Consider the following 17,846-nt stretch of genomic DNA (forward strand, 5'->3'; position numbering starts at 1 on the left):
GCAATGTCTGACAGCAACATCACGCCGAAAATGCAGTCATTCGTCGATAAATTTGTCGAGTTCTCCGCCAGGCTGGCAAACCAGGTGCATCTGCGATCGCTGCGTGACGCGTTCGCGGCGGTGATGCCGATTTTTATCCTCGCCGGGCTGGCAGTTTTGATCAATAACGTGATTTTCCCCTGGGTGCTGGAAGGGGAGACGCTGGCGCGTTTTAAAGTATGGGGCGAGGCGGTGATCAACGGCACGCTGAATATCGCCGCGCTATTGATTGCGCCGATGACCGCCTGGTCGCTGGCACGCAATAAGAACTTTGACAACCCGGTGTCGGCGGTGGTCATTGCGCTTTCCAGCTTTATCATCATGATGCCGATGCAGTTGGATGTGGTGCCTGTTGGTGGCAAAGCGACGGTGAGCGTGACGCAGATGCTGGCGTTCACCAACATTGGCTCGACGGGGATTTTCGCCGGGGTGATTATTGGTTTGCTCTCCACGGAGCTGTTTATCCGCGTCGCCAGCGTGAAGAAATTCTCTATTTCGCTCGGGGAAAATGTGCCCTCGGCGGTGGGCCAATCCTTCTCCTCGCTGATCCCGGCAATCATCACGTTATCGCTGTTCGCTATTGTCGCGGCGCTGCTGGCGAATCTGCTGCACACGGACTTAATTCACCTCATTACCACGCTTATTCAGCAGCCGTTACGGCAGATTAATACCAGTTTACCGGGTACGCTATTTATCTATAGCTTTGGTAACTTTCTGTTTACGCTCGGTATTCACCAGACGGTAGTCAACGGCGTGATCCTCGAACCGCTGCTGTTGATCAACACTAACGAGAACATGCTGGCATTTGCGAATGGGCAGCCCATTCCGCATATCATTAACAGTATTTTTGTACCCACTTTCGGTATGATTGGCGGCACCGGCAGCACCCTCTCGCTGCTGATTGCCATCTTTATCTTCGCGAAACAGCAGTCGGCGAAGCAGGTGGCGCGGCTCGCCATTTCGCCGGGCTTATTCAATATTAATGAACCGGTGATTTTCGGCCTGCCCATCGTTTTTAACCTGCCGTTGATGATCCCGTTTGTGCTGCTTCCGGCGCTGGGTATCTGGTTTGCCTGGCTTTGTACTACGCTGGGGTGGATCTCGCGCTGCGTGGTCATGATCCCGTGGACAACGCCGCCAATTTTAAGCGCCTGGTTGGCCACAGCAGGCGACTGGCGGGCAGTGGTAGTTCAGTTGATAATCATCATCTTTGGTGTATTCTTCTACCTGCCTTTCCTCAAAATTGCCGAGAGAGTGGCCTTAAGAAACAATGGGATAGACTAAAAATGAAGGAAGGCTATGGCGGCAAAATACATCACTATCGCGCGGGAAATTAAGCGGCGCATTCTCAGCCAGCAGTACGCCGCCAGTGCGCCATTGCCGGATCAGTTTGCGCTGGCGGCGGAGTTTGAAACCAGCCGTATGACCATCCAGCAGGCGATGCGCCAGCTGATTGTTGAAGGGCTGGTCTATACCCGCCAGGGGCAGGGCACGTTTATCCGCAAGAATTTCCTGCAACTGTCGCGCTGGGATCTACCCGGTAGCGACTATTTCGGCGCCACCAAAACCTGGGAAAACGTGGGTGAAGTCACCAGTAAAATCATCCGCTTTGAACTGCGTTTCCCCACGGAAAAGGAGCAGGCCTCGTTGTTGGTGGGGCCGGATGACCCGGTGTATGACTTTATTCGCCTGCGAATGCTGGAAGGCGAACCGATGTCGCTGGAGTTTACTCTGATGCCGGTGAATCTGGTGCCGGGTCTAAACCGTGGGCATCTGGAAAGCTCGGTGTTTCGCTATGTGCAAGACGATCTGGCGCTGAAGATTATGGGCTCATATCGCATTGTGCGTGCGTTAAAACCCTGGGCGGAAGATAAGCAGTATTTGAACTGCGAAGAGACCGATCCGGTGCTGGAAGTGGAGCAGGTGATTTATCTGGAAGACGGAACGCCGCTGGAGTATGCCCATTGTCATTACCGTTACGACCACGGTGGCATTATTGTGGTGAATCACGGGTAAAAAAAGCGGAGCCATTGCTCCGCTTTTTTATGCGATGAACCGCAATCAGTTCAGACGAACCGGCATACCGGAACGGTTCTGCAACGCCTGATCGACCACACTGGAATCGACATCAGATTGGTTGGTTACGGTCTGCACCGCTTTGGTCAGCGCAATCGGCACAATCTCACCACCGGTGAACTGGGCTTCAGTGGTCGACAGCGGGTTGTGAACTTCGATGTAACGGCTACCATCCGGCTCGGTGGTCGCTTTTACCGGCTCATCAATAAACTGTACGCGCGTACCGACCGGCACGTTTTCGAACAGGAATTTGATGTCGTCGTTACGCAGACGAACACAGCCGTGGCTGACGCGCAGGCCGATACCGAAGTTAGCGTTAGTGCCGTGAATCGCGTACAGGCGGCCGATATAGAGCGCGTACAGACCCATCGGGTTATCCGGGCCAGCCGGTACCACCGGCGGCAGCGGTTGACCCATTGCGACGTATTCCGCGTGCATTTTCGCCGTCGGCGTCCAGGTCGGACCGGCTTTTTTACGTTCTACTTTGGTCGTCCAGGCAATCGGGGTGTCTTTGCCCAACTGGCCAATACCGATTGGCAGCACGATTACCGTGTTGGTGCCTTTCGGATAGTAGTAGAGGCGCATCTCTGCACTGTTGATCACGATCCCTTCGTGAACCGTATCCGGCAGGATCAGCTGCTGTGGAACGTTCATCACAGTGCCGCCTTTCGGCAGGTAGGCATCAATGCCCGGGTTTGCTTCCAGCATGTTGGACAGACCCATTTGGTATTCAGCCGCAAAATATTCCAGCGGTTGGCTATTGCCTTCCGGAATAGTGACGACCTGGTTCTGGCCGATCAAACGGCTGCCATCAGTGGGCAGCGGATATGTAACAGCAGACGCGCTTTTGCAAAATCCCACGACAGCAAACGCCGCCGCTAAAAGGGTTGTTAATTTCATGTTCATCTTATGCAAGATTTATTGCCACACTGGCCGTTGGGTTGAGAATGCAGGAAGCGCATTATATGTGCATTCCACCGTCCAGGGAATTCAGATGTGTACGAAATCACACTTTTTTCCCTTTGCTTGCATTTTAGCGGCCTGACACCGGGCAGGAATCTAATTCGGAATTGTGGCATAATAGGGTGTTTGTCACATATTTCAGGATACCTCTGTGTTAGTCACCAGCAACGTCACCATGCAATTCGGCAGCAAGCCGCTGTTTGAAAATATCTCCGTCAAATTTGGCGGCGGCAACCGTTACGGCCTGATCGGGGCTAACGGGAGTGGTAAATCCACCTTTATGAAAATCCTCGGCGGCGATTTAGAGCCGACGCTGGGTAACGTCTCTCTCGATCCGAATGAGCGCATCGGTAAGCTGCGCCAGGATCAGTTTGCCTTTGAAGAGTTCAGCGTGCTCGACACGGTGATCATGGGCCATGCGGAACTGTGGGAAGTGAAACAGGAACGCGACCGTATTTATGGCCTCGCGGAGATGAGCGAAGAGGACGGCTACAAAGTGGCCGACCTCGAAGTGCTGTACGGCGAAATGGACGGCTATTCGGCGGAAGCTCGCGCGGGCGAACTGCTGCTCGGCGTCGGCATTCCGGTTGAGCAACACTACGGCCCGATGAGCGAAATCGCGCCAGGCTGGAAGCTGCGTGTGTTACTGGCGCAGGCGCTGTTTGCCAACCCGGACATTCTACTGCTCGATGAACCGACCAACAACCTGGACATTGATACCATTCGCTGGCTGGAACAGGTGCTGAACGAACGCGACAGCACCATGATCATCATTTCGCACGACCGCCACTTCCTCAACATGGTCTGTACGCACATGGCGGATCTCGATTACGGTGAGCTGCGCGTTTACCCAGGTAACTACGACGAATACATGACGGCGGCAACTCAGGTTCGCGAACGTCTGCTGGCGGATAACGCCAAGAAAAAAGCGCAGATCGCCGACCTGCAATCCTTTGTCAGCCGCTTTAGCGCAAACGCCTCCAAATCTCGCCAGGCGACTTCCCGCGCACGCCAGATCGACAAAATCAAGCTGGAAGAAGTTAAGGCTTCAAGCCGTCAGAACCCATTTATCCGCTTCGAGCAGGACAAGAAACTGTTCCGTAACGCGCTGGAAGTGGAAACCCTTACGAAAGGGTTTGATGAAGGCCCGCTGTTTAAAAACTTCAACCTGCTGCTGGAAGTGGGCGAGAAAATCGCCATTCTGGGTGCGAACGGTGTGGGTAAATCCACCATGCTGAAAACGCTGGTTGGCGAGCTTGAACCTGATCATGGGACGTTGAAATGGTCTGAAAACGCGCAGATCGGCTACTACGCGCAGGATCACGCCGAAGATTTTGATAACGATCTCACTGTGTTCGACTGGATGAGCCAGTGGAAACAGGAAAGCGATGACGAGCAAGCGGTGCGCAGCATCCTTGGCCGTCTGCTTTTCAGCCAGGACGATATCAAGAAACCGGCGAAAGTACTCTCTGGTGGCGAAAAAGGCCGCATGTTGTTCGGCAAGCTGATGATGCAAAAACCGAACATCCTCGTTATGGACGAACCGACCAACCACCTGGATATGGAATCCATCGAATCGCTGAACATGGCGCTGGAGATGTACCAGGGCACATTGATCTTCGTTTCCCACGACCGTGAGTTTGTCAGCTCGCTGGCGACCCGCGTGATTGAGATTACACCGCAGCGTGTGGTGGATTTCTCCGGGAATTATGAGGATTATTTGCGTAGTAAAGGTATCGAATAAATTTACCGTCGTCTTTCACGCTACAGGTGCGTTGGCTGCACCTTCGTCCCCCGGTCACTTACTTATGTAAGCTCCCGGGGATACTCAGGTTTGCCGCCTTCCTGTCGCGCGAAATCCTTAGGTAAATAATTTACCGTCCTTTCTCACATTACAGGTGCGTTGGCTGCACTTTCGCACCCTGATCACTTATTTGAGTAAGCTCCCCGGAATACTCAGATTTACCGCCTTCCTGTCGCGCGAAATCCTTAGGTAAATAATTCACCGACCTCTCTCACGTTACAGGTGCGTTAGCTGCACTTTCGCACCCTGATCACTTATTTGAGTAAGCTTCCCGGGATACTCAGATTTACCGCCTTCCTGTCGCGCGAAATCCTTAGGTAAATAATTCACCGACCTCTCTCACATTACAGGTGCGTTGGCTGCACTTTCGCACCCTGATCACTTATTTGAGTAAGCTCCCCGGAGATACTCAGCTTTGCCGCCTTCCTGTCGCGCGAAATCCTTAGGTGAATAATTTACCGTCCTCTCTCACGTTACAGGTGCGTTGGCTGCACCTTCGTCCCCCGGTCACTTACTTATGTAAGCTCCCGGGGATACTCAGGTTTGCCGCCTTCCTGTCGCGCGAAATCCTTAGGTAAATAATTCACCGACCTCTCTCACGTTACAGGTGCGTAGGCTGCACTTTCGTACCCCGGTCACTTACTTGAGTCTTGAGTAATTTTCCGGAATACCCCGACTTGCCGTCTGTCTGGGATGCGAAATATTTAGGTCAATGAGAGGAAAAAAGCCCGGTAAGCACATGGCTACCGGGCTTTTCACATTAAGCAAAGGTCCACTCGCTGGCCGCTACGCCATTAATTAATAACTGGCGTTTTTCACCCGCCGGAAGCGTCACTTTCAGTGACTGCCAGGCCGGGCGATAGTCGCCGCGCGCGTGTACCTGCAAATCAATGACGCTGCCCGTACAGAGCATTTCCCACTCCAGCCACAGCGCGTTGCCCTCTTTATAACCCCAGGACTCGCCGTCATCCTCAAACAGCAAGCCGCTGGCGCGCCCTGTGCCTTTTATCGGGAACAGGTGCAGTTCACGTGTGGTATCCGTTTTTGCATCCACATGCTTGATGCGATCGCTGAGCGGCAGGCCGGCACCGGCGCGCACCAGCAACGGCAGCGTTTCCAGCGGCGCATTGAGCGTCACCCACTGGCCTGGTGCATACCAGCAACCGGTGTAAAAGTCGTACCAGCCTGTATCGTTGGCTGGCAGCCAGACGCGGCGCTCGCGTTGACCAGGCTCGACAACGCTTGCCACCAGAAGATCGCGGCCGAGCAGGAAGTCGTCACACTCTTCGAACGTCTGCTCGTCATGTTCGTGATCGAGGAATGTCGGGCGCAGCATTGGTTCGTCGTCGGCATGCGCCTGCCACAGCAATGTGTAGAGATAGGGCAGCAGGCGATAGCGCAGCTCAATCGCACTGCGGATCGACGGGGTGATCGCCGGGTACATCCACGGCTCATTCACCGTGTGATCATCGTTCCATGAATGGATGGTAAAACGCGGGTGCATCACGCCGTTTTGCACCCAGCGCACAAACAGTTCCGCATCCGGTTTATCGCCGGAAAAACCGCCAACATCGTGACCCACGTTATACAGGCCGGACAAACTCATGCCCACGCCCATACGGATGTTGTAGCGCAACGTATCCCAGTTGGTGCGGTTATCACCGCTCCAGGTTTGCACATAGCGCTGCATGCCCGCACAGCCGGAACGTGAAATCAGGTATGGGCGCTTTTGTGGAGCAAACCGCTGCTGCGCTTCCATCGAGGCGCGCATCATCAACAGTGGCATCACCGGGCGAATGTGTTTAATGGCAATTTCCTGGCCAAAGCCGTGGCAGCGCGCTTCACCGTCCCATACTTCAAATTCGTTGTTATCGTTCCAGGTCGAATCGATCCCCATCTCCAGCAACTGGGTAGTGACGCCTTCCTGCCACCAGTCGACAGTCTGCGGGTTGGTGAAATCGAGGTGTGAGCCTTCGTCATCCCAGAAACTGGAGCGTTCCGGCGCATCAGTTTCGGAGTCGCGAATAAACAGACCGCGCTCCGCCACGTCGCTATAACGCGGGTGATCTTGCAACAAGCAGGGTTTGATATTCGCCGCCAGCTTCAGGCCCGCATCGTGAAACGCCTGGCTCATCACCTTCGGTTGCGGCACTTTGTCGTAGTTCCAGTTAAAGACATAGCGCTTGCCGTTAATCGAGGTGTAGCCGGAAGAGAGCTGGAACGAATCGCACGGAATGGCGTGTTCTTCGCACAGACGAATAAAGTTCATCAGCTGGTTTTGCGCATCCGGCGCATCGGTGTAATGCATGGTGGAGCCGCTATAACCGAGGCTCCATTTCGGGCCGAACAGCGTTTTCCCGGTGAGGCGCACAAACGCTTTGGTGACATCCAGCGCACGCGCGCCAGTAAAAATGTAGTAATCAATATCGCCCGCTTCCGCTTGCCAGCGGCGATAAGCGGTGTGGTAGTTATCGATCTCGTTACCCAGATCCAGCCAACAACTGCTGAGGTTGTCATAAAACAGACCGTAGCTGATGTCATCGCGGCGGGTGAGGGTAAACGGAATGTGCTTATACAGCGGGTCGGTGCTGGCTGCGTTATAACCCATCGCATCAAGGTTGCGCATCTCGTAGCGCTGGCCGGTACGTTGCAGGTTACCCGCTTTCTCGCCGAGGCCGTAGAAACGCTCCTCTTTTTTACGGCTGAGATAGTGCGCCACGCCGTCGCCATGCGCGTTAACCAGATAAGCGCTGGTCGGGCGATCGCTTGCCAGCCATTGCCAGACGCCTGCGTCATCGCGGTAGTGCCACTCCAGCCACAGCGGCTGATGCACAGTAACGCGCAGTTTTGCGCTCTCAATGGTTAATGTCTCTTGCTGTTGCGTCAGTGACCATTGCGGCAGGCTAAAACCCGAAAGATCGTCGCGTGAGCGACCTTCCCATGGCACGTCATCTTTCGGCGCGATGCTCCAGGTCCTGTTCAGCGCCAGCTCACCTTTACGCTTGAGCAGCGCGCGAAATAGGTTCTCTTCCAGCACATACAAGCACAAGGTATGTTGCCCGTCTACCAGCAGCTCAGCATGGTGAGCTGACTGTTTTTGTAACGTCCAGTTCTTCAGGGTTTTCATATCAGACATCCACAATCAGGCGCGTTTTGCGCGTCGTTCAGCAATAAATGCCACCAGGAAACAAGCGCCAATCAGGTCAAAGAAACCCATGGCAATAAACAGCGGGTTGAAACCAATTTTATCGGCGGTAACGCCAATCAGCAGTGAGAAGAGGAAGCTGGCGATCCACGCTGCTGAACCGCGCATGCCGTTCACCGTCGCCATCTGGCCTTTATCGAAGGATTCCACCACCAGCGCGCTCAACATGCAGGAGATGATCTGGTGGCCAAAACCGCCAATCGAAATCAGCACAATGGTGAGGTACGGATCGCGGGTGATGGCGACAGCGGCAAGTGAAATCATCAAAAACGCGCCAGTTACGGAGCTGGCAACCACCGAGTTCACGCGGGTGCAGCCAAACCAGCGGGTATAGAGTTTGGTCAGGTAACCGCTGGCGACGCTGCCGAGATCGGCAGCGAGGAACGGCAGCCAGGCGAACATAGCGATCTGTTTCAGATCCATACCGTGTTCTTTTGCCAGATAGAGTGGCACCCAGAAACTCAGCACCGCCCAGGCTGGTTCTGCCATAAACGCCGGGATGGCGATACCGTAAAACCGTTTGTTTTTCGACACGTTTTTCAGGGCGGTAAAGAAGGGCAGTTTGACCGCTGGTGGTTCATTATCCTGCTGAATAAATGCCAGCTCGTCTTTACTGAGGTTCGGGTGTTTTTCCGGGTTGTGGTAAAACGCCCACCACAAAATCACCCACAGCAGCGCCAGAACACCGGTAAACATAAACGCGCCCTGCCAGCCAAATGAGGCGTGAGCGAAGTAGATAATCGGCGGAGCCAGCATGGCGCCAATCGAGAAGCCAACGCCTGCCCAACCGGCAGCCACCGGGCGTTCTGATTTCGGGAACCATTCGCCGATCGTTTTGGCGTTCGCCGGCGTTGCCGCTGCTTCGGATGCGCCCATGGTGAAACGCAAAATCGCCAGATGTATCCAACTGCTTGCACCGGCGTGGAAAATACAGGCCAGCGCCCAGATGATGGCGCACACCATAAAGCCGACTTTCAGACCAATCACGTCAATCAACCAGCCACACAGCGGCTGGAAAATGGTGTAAGCCAACTGAAATGCACCGACAATCCACGAATATTGTTCAGTGGTGATCCCCAGACTGGTTTTTAATTCCGGTGCCAGAATCCCCAGCGAGTTACGCGTGATGTAGTTCACCGTCACGCCGAATAAAAACAGGACTAATACCCACCAGCGTAAATTTTTGACTATCCGGCGGCTTTTACTGGCCGCCATTTCATTGTTGATTCCCTGGCTCATTTTTTTCTCCGCACATCTTCTTGTAGGGAAGTCGGGGCAAACTCTCGCGGAGTTGTTATACCGCACAGGTTTGCATGATGATTTATCTGCGTTTTTTTGGTTATTGTTCCTACAACTAGTATGGAAGTTGTATGACACATTTACGTTAGGCGAGAAAAATCGGCAGCTAAAGTGGATTTTGTGCAAGGATTCTCATCAATTAGCGACGGCATGCGGCAAACTTATATTGATGCCATGAATATCAGGCTTTTCGATTCATGAAAATTTTCCCATTTCGGAAACGGAGCAAGATCACAGAATGGATAAAAAGCTCAAAATCAACGAAATTGCCCTGCGCACTAACCTGTCGACCAGTACGGTTTCCCGTGTGCTGGCAGGTAAGGCGAACACCAGCGAAAAAGCGCGTGCAGCAGTGCTGGCCTGCGCGCGTGAGCTGGGGGTAATGGAGGGGATTGCCGCAGGACGGCTGCTGCTGAATAACCTGGTTGTTTTCGCACCGCAGCGGGCATTTGATGAGCGTTCCGATATCTTCTATTACCGTGTGATCCAGAGTATTAACAAAGCGTTGGCACCTCATGAAGTGCGGCTGCGCTACTGCGCGCTGGAAGAGCTGGACAGCGACGCCAATGAATTTCTCTCACGTATGAATGCGCCGGAAACTCAGGCGGCGATCCTGCTGGGCATTGATGATCCCCATATTCATGATCTGGCGGCGGATATGGGTAAACCCTGCGTGTTGATCAACTGCCGCGACGGGCGTATGCGTTTGCCTTCCATCGCGCCGGATCACCGGACCATCGGCGAGTTTGCGGCAAATTATCTGTTTGATATGGGCCACCGCGATGTGGTGAATGTGATGTGTCTGCGTCGCTACACCATGGATCTGCGCCTGGCAGGGATCAAAGAGGCCTGGCAGCGGCGCAATCTGCGTTTTCAAAGTAAGCGGGATCTGATCACCGTACCCAGTTTTAGTGCCAAAGAAGCAGGAATGCGGGTAGCGGAATGGCTTGATGATCCGGCGCATAAATCACCGCCCACTGCGTTTCTGGTTGGTGGCGATTTTATGGCTGAAGGCACGGTTCATGCGCTCCAGCAGCGCGGGCTGCGCGTGCCACAGGATGTCTCGGTGATGAGCATTGATGCGTTTAATCTGGCGGCAATTCAGGATGTGCCGCTCACGGCGGTGCATGTCCCGCGTGATGAACTGGGCGTGGAGGCAGTACAACTGCTGCAACAGCGTTTGATCCGCCCGCAGGCTACCACCGGTTCGCTGTTACTCAACGGCACGCTTGCGGTGCGGGAATCGGTACGGCGGATACGTTCGGGACAGCAACGTACCGCCGTGGAGCGCGAAGGGTTATACGATGCTTAAACGTCCATACCCAGTGCGCGCTTGCCATGAATATTCAGATCGCTCAGCGTAAAGCGGCCTGACCAGTCGCTTTCGTAGTTCTCACGCGGGAAATCATCCGGCGAAGCACCTTGCTCCAGCGCGACCTTCACTTTGCGCGCATACGCGAGGTTTTTCGCGCACAGTGGTGCGGCGGGAATGTACATCACATTGCCCCAGCCTTGCTGGTTTTCCACCGGCGCAACGGAGTGGATCACATCGCAGTGCCACCACACGGAATCTCCCGCTTCCAGCGCTGGAATAGTGCTCAGAGCTTCCATCAACAGCGGATGCCACTTCTCTGAAACCGGTAATACCCGGCCAGGCGCCACGCCGCACAGTTCATCCTCCGGTACATCATCGAGCAGCGGGCGCAGCAGAATATACGCCATCGCTTCCGGGATCGGCACCACGTGCAACAACCCCTGGCCGGGGATCATGTCTGACAATGCTGTCCAGCCCTGAAAGGTGCGGAACACCGAACATTTGGTGGTGTTATCCACCGTGTACTCTTCCACTTCGGTGCGGTGCGCCGCATTCCACGGGTCATACTCCTCAACTTTGCCGTTAAACACATTGGCAAATACTCGCTGGTAAGCAGGCAACAGCCAACGTTCCAGTGCACCGGAATCTGTATGCGCGCCGAGGCCTTTCGAGGTGGTTCCCGGCGGTCGGCGTCGAATGCGATCGGGGTAGATAACGCTGACATCCGGGTTGAACCACTGCTGGCCTTCGCTCTCAAAGCGCCACAGACGGTTAAGGAAGGATTGCACGGCGGCCATTTCATTGCTCTGGCGCGCCTGCATCTGCGCCTGCGACCAGTAAATAGGGTAGATCTCCGGGCGCGAGGCCTCCAGCGTGCCAAAGAAGCTGTCACCAGGCCCTTTGTACACCTCATCAAAATGGTTGTTGTCGAGATAATCCAGCATTGAGCGATCCCAGCCCAGCGCTTGCTCACGCGGGAAATGCCCCTTGATGACCGCACAACCGCGCCGTTTGATCAGCGCCCGCTGCGCCTCGCTGACCTTGCCTTGTGCAATGTCGCTGTAGGCAATTTGCGGCCACACAGATTTACCTTGTGCTTTAAGGGCATTGATATCGGCCACGCGGGCAGCAATTTGCTCACTCAGGCGGTTAAATACCTGCTGTACATCGCCGATCTGCGCGCGCAGCTCCTGCTTCATCTGACGAATCGATGCTTTGTGATCGGTAGGCAGCGTTTCACTGGTAAAAGCCATGTTGAACCTCTCATTCTTTCATTCGAAAGTTGTTTAACTTACAAGTGATAAAATAAGTTAAAAAGAAGTTAATGCAAGTTTAAAAACTTGATGCGGAGCACAAAGCGGAAAAGTAGCAACAGGAACGGCCGGAGCGGGCGCTCCGGCGGAGGATCAACGATCGAATGGCGCAGCGTTATCAAGCACAGCCTGAATCACATTCAGCGCGCCCTGGTGGTTATTGTCATCAGTTTGATGGTGGGCAATGTCTTTAATGGCTTCACTGGCGTTGCCCATAGCGAACGAGAAATCGGTCATGCGCAGCATTTCCGCGTCGTTACCGCTGTCGCCAATGGTGACGCACTGTTGCGGCGATATACCCCAGCGTTTAAGCAGGCGCGTTATGCCGTTAGCTTTATGCAGACCCGGGATTATCAAATCGACAAAACCAAAGCCGCTGGTGACTGGCTTCATGATGCCATCAAGCGAGACATGCAGGGCGTCAATCAATTGCGGGATGTCGCTGTCCGGCAAGTTCAACGAGAACTTGAACAAGGTATCGTCAATCTGTTGAAAATCGCGCACCGGCTTTAAGCGGTAATAGTGTTTCGACATCAGGTCGACGAATTCAGCCGGAGCGTTTTCGCTGACGTAAGCGCTTTCCAGGCCGCAGGCGACAAAGTTGAGGCTGCTGTCTTTTAACAGCTCGCCAATCACCACTTGCGCTTCATGGCGGGTCAGTTCACCGTGGAACAATTGTTGGCCGTGCTCATACACCAGCGCGCCGTTTTCCGCGACGAACGAAATGGTCTCTTTTAGCTCCGGGAAGAAAGAGATCAGCTGGTAATACTGGTTGCCACTGGCGACAACGAACTCAATATTCCGCTGACGAAGTTGCTCGAATTGCGCCATAAATCGCGTACGATCGTACTGTTTGGCGTCATCAAGGAAGGTTCCGTCCATATCAGTGACGATAACTTTGACGGTCATACATAGCGCTCCTGAATGTAACTGCGACGAGAAACATTCTAGAGATAATGTGAGGGGAAGCACAAATTTTATTTCATTCGAAAGTAAATCTGTGGTCTTTTCTCGTCATTGATGTTTAACCGTCGTCTTTCGAACTGCAGGTGCGTTGGCTGCGGCGGCGCGCCCCGGTCACTTACTTATGTAAGCTCCCGGGGACTTACCGTCTTGCCGCCTTCCTGCAATCCGAAATCCATAGGTTAAACATCAGGAAGTAGACTGACAAAAGGCGGCTGTTAGTGGATATCGAATAACGGTCACCCGGCCATCACTTCATAAGGTATGTTCGGTGCGGGCGATAATGTCGTCCTGCGCATCTGGCGACAGCGCGGTGAAGAACGCGGAATAACCGGCGACACGCACCACCAAATCGCGATACTGATCCGGGTGTTTCTTCGCTTCCAGCAGCGTTTCGCGCGACACAATGTTGTACTGAATATGCCAGCCCTTATGCACCTCAAAGAACGTGCGCAGCAGCACCATCAGTTTTTGCTTATCGCTCTCGTTTTCCAGCGTCGACGGATTCAGCTTCTGGTTCAGCAACACACCGCCGAGAATCGCTTCCACCGGCAATTTACCCACGGAACTTATCACCGCCGTCGGTCCCAGATGATCGGTGCCGGATGCCGGGCTGGCGCCTTCCGCCAGCGGCGTATGCGCTTTGCGGCCATCCGGTGTCGCCATCGTTGCCGCGCCAAATGGCACGTTAGCGGAAATGGATGAAGTTCCAGCGTAATAATTGCCGCCGATCGGGCCGCGACCGTAACGCGGGTTGTGGTACTGCTTCAGCTCGTCAATATAGGTTTGATAAGCGCGTACCAGCAGCGTATCCACACTGTCATCGTCGTTGCCGTATTTCGGCGCGCCGTTGACCAGCCGCTGGCGCAACTGTTCCTGCGTCAGGCCGTCGAAATCTTCTGCCAGCGCCTGCGCCAGTTGTTGTTGCCCGATAGCGCCCTGGTCAAAGACCAGCTTTTTCACCGCCGCGAGGCTGTTACCGAGGTTGGCAATCCCGACCTGCAAGCCGGAAACCCAATCATATTTCGCGCCGCCCTGTTTAATGCTTTTCGCCCGTTCAATGCAGTCATCAACCAGCGCGGAGCAGAGAATATCCGGCACGTTCTCTTCCAGCATGGTGTCGACCACATACTCAATCTCAATCGATTTACGGGTGTAATAACGAATCTGCCGATCCCAGGCGTGCATGACCTCATCGAACGCGGTGAAATTACCCGCCGACAGCGCCTGGGTCTGCGGCAGAAAGATTTTGCCGCTGGTGGCATCGCGGCCACCTTCCAGCGCTGCCAGCATCACGCGGGCGAAGTTGATAAAACTCATGCCGGTGCAGCGGTAGCCCCATTTGCCGCCAACGGCGGTTTCAATGCAGCCAATGGCTGCGTAGTCGTAGGCATCTGCGGGTTCAACACCGAGTTTGATAAATTCGGGAATAACGATTTCATCGTTATTGAACGCGGGCATGCCGAAGCCGCAGCGAATCACCTGCACGCAGGCGTCGAGGAAGTCGTTGCTCATGCCGGCGTGGTAACGCACGCTCAGGTTCGGCTGGGTGGAACGCAGTCGTCCACAGGACTCCAGAATCGCGTAAGAGAGCGGGTTAACCGCGTCGCGCGCTTCACCGTTATGCCACTGCTGACCGCCGATGGTGACGTTCTGATACAGCGGGCTGCCCGCCGAGGCTTTCGAATGGGAGCCGGAGCGAATTTTGTTCACTTCCAGCAGCTTCAGCCAGCAACTGTGCAGCAGTTCAATGGCCTGTTCGCGGGGCAGCGACTGTTGCAACTCGACATCGCGGCGATAGTACGGATACAGATACTGATCCATGCGCCCGAAGGAGACCGAATGCCCGTTGGATTCAATCTGCAAAATCAGCTGGATAAAGTAGCAGAGCTGCAATGCCTGCCAGAAGGTGCGCGGCGGTTCGTGGGCGATAATCAGGCAGTTTTCCGCCATCGCCAGCAACTCATCGCGGCGGTTTTGCCGCGTCTCTTCCCCGGCCATTTGACGCGCCAGATCGGCAAAACGTTCGATATGCAGGCTGACGGCTTCCAGCACAATATCAATCGCTTTTAAGAACTGGTCGCCATGCAGATCCTCGAGCACGGTCAGGTTGATGCGCGCGCGGCGCTGATCCACTTTATGGCGTAGCCCGTCGAGACCGAGCTCCAGCAGCAGCGGGAAGTTCACCGCCAGGTGTGCGTCGCCAGAAGTCATGTTGCCTTCGGCTTTAATCATGCCGGTTTCCAGCAGCGCTTTTTGTTCGTCAGTAAACATGCCGTAACAGCGGTCCTGCACCGTCTGGCCGCGCCACCACGGGCAGATCTCATGCAGTACGCGTTTGTTCTCTTCGCTAACCGCAAAGCCTGCGCCGGGGCGGTCGGCGAGCGCATCGATCTCTTTTTCGATCCACGAAACGGTGTATTCAGGGAAGATTGGTGCGGCGCGCACTTCGCTGGCCTGGTTACCGATAATCAGCTCGTCATGTTTGATCCAGATAGTCCGCTCGGCCAGGTGATGCGCCAGCGCCAGCGCGCGGCGTATAGGCAGCGGTTTGTCCATATTTTGCTGGTAAACCTGCGTGTAATGCCGGGCGCGCTCGGTGCAAACCGGTGGCTTCACAATATGCACCAGCGCGGTTTTGTGCGCGTTGATTCGGTCAGTTAGCGTGTTGAGTTGCAGCGTGGTCATGGTTCTATCCTCGTAATGTCGCCGTTAGCCCTTTGCGGTGGGCACACTCCTGCGCAAACGCCAGCAATTGCGGGGCATCGAGCGGCTTCTCTGGGGCGGTGTAGGGTTCGCCGAGCAGGTGATACTTGTTCATGCCCAGCGTGTGGTAAGGCAAAAAATGAATATCGCTGACGTTTAGCTCATCGGCAGCGAAGGCAGTAATGGCGCGTATGGTGTCTTGATCGGCATTAAAACCGGGGATCAGCGGCACGCGGATGGTGAGTTTTTTCCCCGCCTGCACCAACCGCTTCAGGTTATCCAGCACGCGTTTTGCCGAGCCGCCGGTCCACTGGCGAAAGGCGGCGTTATCGACATGTTTTAAGTCCGCGAGAAACAGATCAATAAAGGGCAGGGAAGGTTCGATATAGCGCCACGGCAGATGTAGGCAGGTTTCCACTGCCGTGTGAATGCCGTGCTGATGGCTGGCCTGAAGCAGTTGCTGCGCCAGTTGCGGGTTCATAAACGGTTCGCCACCGGAAAGGGTGATGCCACCGCCGCTGCGGTCATAAAAGGGTTTATCACGCAAAACGGTAGCCATGATATCGCGCACATCTGGCGTTTCACCGCAGACGCTCAGTGCCTGCGTCGGGCAACAATCGGTGAGCGCATCAAGCTGCGTATCATCAAGTTTTTCGCGGTGGATAACCAAACCGTTCAACGCACGTTCAATGACCTTTGGCGCGGCGTGCTGGCATAAATCACACCCCGCAAGACACAGGCGGTTGTCAAACAGCAGATCCCGTGTGCGGCTGCGGCTCTCCGGGTTCTGGCACCAGCGACAGCTTAGCGAGCAGCCTTTCAGGAACACGACGGTGCGAATGCCGGGGCCATCATGAGTGGAATAGCGCTGGATATTGAAGATCATAATTTATCTCCATAAATTTCATATGGAGATTAAATTACTTTCGAATGAAAGTTTTTTTTTGATTGAAATCAACTTCGCGATCATTCGCAGAAGTGGAGAGAGAAAGTACGTGAACCATCACATTTTGAGGAAAGCTAAGGTATTGCCACACTGATGATACGTTGCGAAAGCGTTTTACAGTTTGCCTAAATGTCGGAGTTTCTACGCCAACACTATAATGTGAGCATCGGTTCCTCAGCACACAGCGGATACCGATGGAACAATTCTTTATTGGAGAAACTTATGAGCACATCCCTTTACAGTAAGACCCCGACAGTTTCGATACTGGATAACCGGGGCCTGGCGGTGCGTGAAATCGCATATCACCGCCATCCCGACACGGCGGACGCCACTGACGAGCGCATCACCCATCACCAGTTCGACGTGCGCGGTTTACCGTCACAAAGTGCCGACCCGCGTCTTGATGCCGCCGGGCTGGCGAACTTCAGTTACCTCCATGATCTGAACGGTACGGCGCTGCGCACGCAAAGTGCGGATGCTGGTACATCCGTTGCCCTGAACGACGCAGCAGAGCGGGCTTTTTTGCAGATCAGCAATATCGGTGCAGGCAATGAGCGCAGCGCCGCCGTCACCCGAACTTTTCAGTATGAAGAGGCCAGCCTGCCGGGGCGACCACTGAGCACGACGGAACAGATTGCCGGAGACAGCGCGCACGTCACTGAGCGGTTTATCTGGGGCAGCGCGTCGGCGGATGAACAGAGCCACAATCTCGCCGGTCAGCTGGTCAGCCATTACGACCCGGCAGGTCTGCTTTTGACGGGCAGCGTTTCCCTGAACGGCGTGCCGCTTTCCGTCACCCGCCAGCTGCTGCCGGATGATGCAGAAGCGGACTGGCAGGGCGCGGATGCCTCGGCGTGGAACGACCTGCTGGCGGGCGAAACCTACACCACGCTGAGTACAGTGGACTCCGCCGGAAATGTGCTGACCACGCTTGATGCGAAAGGCAATATCCAGCGCGTGGCGTTTGATGTGGCGGGTTTGCTGAAGGGGAGCTGGCTGACGGTCAGCGGCGGTTCAGAGCAGGTCATCGTGAAATCCCTGACCTATTCCGCCGCCGGGCAGAAACTGCGCGAGGAGCACGGCAACGGTGTGGTGACAACCTACAGCTACGAAGCGGAAACCCAGCGTCTTGTTGGCATTAAAACTGAGCGTACGACAGCCACGAAAGTGCTGCAGGATTTGCGCTACGAGTACGACCCGGTGGGCAACGTGCTGGT

General features: G+C 54.8%; 11 protein-coding genes and 1 pseudogene. 5 read left to right on the top strand and 7 right to left on the bottom strand.

From position 1 onward, the window contains the following. The first annotated feature begins 3 nt into the window (after window positions 1-3). Together E0L21_RS02120 and E0L21_RS02125 are read left to right on the top strand one after the other, a co-directional pair. A complete protein-coding gene (locus E0L21_RS02120) occupies window positions 4-1,323 on the top strand; it encodes a PTS sugar transporter subunit IIC (protein ID WP_131406384.1) in 1,320 nt (439 codons plus the stop codon). 15 nt (window positions 1,324-1,338) lie between these two features. After that, window positions 1,339-2,055 carry a GntR family transcriptional regulator gene (locus E0L21_RS02125; protein ID WP_131406385.1) on the top strand — a complete coding sequence of 239 codons (717 nt, stop codon included), beginning with the start codon at window positions 1,339-1,341 and terminating at the stop codon, window positions 2,053-2,055. 45 nt (window positions 2,056-2,100) lie between these two features. On the opposite strand, the gene ldtB is transcribed toward E0L21_RS02125, so the two are convergent. Then, complete coding sequence (ldtB, locus tag E0L21_RS02130) at window positions 2,101-3,021, bottom strand: L,D-transpeptidase (RefSeq protein ID WP_131406386.1); 921 nt, start codon at window positions 3,019-3,021, stop codon at window positions 2,101-2,103. 208 nt (window positions 3,022-3,229) lie between these two features. Between ldtB and E0L21_RS02135 the strand changes: the two genes are divergently transcribed. Then, a complete protein-coding gene (locus tag E0L21_RS02135; RefSeq protein WP_131406387.1) occupies window positions 3,230-4,822 on the top strand; it encodes an ABC-F family ATPase in 1,593 nt (530 codons plus the stop codon). Window positions 4,823-5,642: 820 nt separating this feature from the next. On the opposite strand, the gene E0L21_RS02140 is transcribed toward E0L21_RS02135, so the two are convergent. Continuing rightward, entirely contained in the window at window positions 5,643-8,009 is a 2,367-nt protein-coding gene (locus E0L21_RS02140) for a glycoside hydrolase family 31 protein (protein ID WP_131406388.1), read from the bottom strand. A gap of 15 nt (window positions 8,010-8,024) precedes the next feature. Further along, complete coding sequence (locus tag E0L21_RS02145; RefSeq protein WP_131406389.1) at window positions 8,025-9,326, bottom strand: MFS transporter; 1,302 nt, start codon at window positions 9,324-9,326, stop codon at window positions 8,025-8,027. A gap of 298 nt (window positions 9,327-9,624) precedes the next feature. Between E0L21_RS02145 and E0L21_RS02150 the strand changes: the two genes are divergently transcribed. Beyond that, on the top strand, window positions 9,625-10,698 hold the full coding sequence (locus E0L21_RS02150; RefSeq protein ID WP_131406390.1) for a LacI family DNA-binding transcriptional regulator: 1,074 nt from the start codon (window positions 9,625-9,627) through the stop codon (window positions 10,696-10,698). Here the strand turns inward: E0L21_RS02150 and E0L21_RS02155 are convergent. From E0L21_RS02155 to E0L21_RS02170, 4 genes are all read right to left on the bottom strand, one after another. Then, window positions 10,695-11,954, bottom strand: a complete 1,260-nt coding sequence (locus E0L21_RS02155) for a DUF1479 domain-containing protein (RefSeq protein WP_131406391.1) — start codon at window positions 11,952-11,954, stop codon at window positions 10,695-10,697. The genes E0L21_RS02150 and E0L21_RS02155 overlap by 4 nt on opposite strands. A 153-nt stretch (window positions 11,955-12,107) precedes the next feature. After that, window positions 12,108-12,923: a Cof-type HAD-IIB family hydrolase gene (locus E0L21_RS02160; RefSeq protein ID WP_131406392.1), complete on the bottom strand. Its 816-nt coding sequence runs from the start codon at window positions 12,921-12,923 to the stop codon at window positions 12,108-12,110. A gap of 309 nt (window positions 12,924-13,232) precedes the next feature. Then, a complete protein-coding gene (locus E0L21_RS02165) occupies window positions 13,233-15,665 on the bottom strand; it encodes a formate C-acetyltransferase/glycerol dehydratase family glycyl radical enzyme (protein WP_131406393.1) in 2,433 nt (810 codons plus the stop codon). Window positions 15,666-15,669: 4 nt separating this feature from the next. Beyond that, window positions 15,670-16,569: a glycyl-radical enzyme activating protein gene (locus E0L21_RS02170; protein WP_131406394.1), complete on the bottom strand. Its 900-nt coding sequence runs from the start codon at window positions 16,567-16,569 to the stop codon at window positions 15,670-15,672. A 282-nt stretch (window positions 16,570-16,851) separates the two neighbouring features. Between E0L21_RS02170 and E0L21_RS02175 the strand changes: the two are divergent. Then, window positions 16,852-17,846: pseudogene (locus tag E0L21_RS02175) on the top strand (RHS repeat protein); the annotation flags it as partial.

This window comes from Kosakonia quasisacchari (genome assembly GCF_004331415.1).
Classification (GTDB): domain Bacteria; phylum Pseudomonadota; class Gammaproteobacteria; order Enterobacterales; family Enterobacteriaceae; genus Kosakonia; species Kosakonia quasisacchari.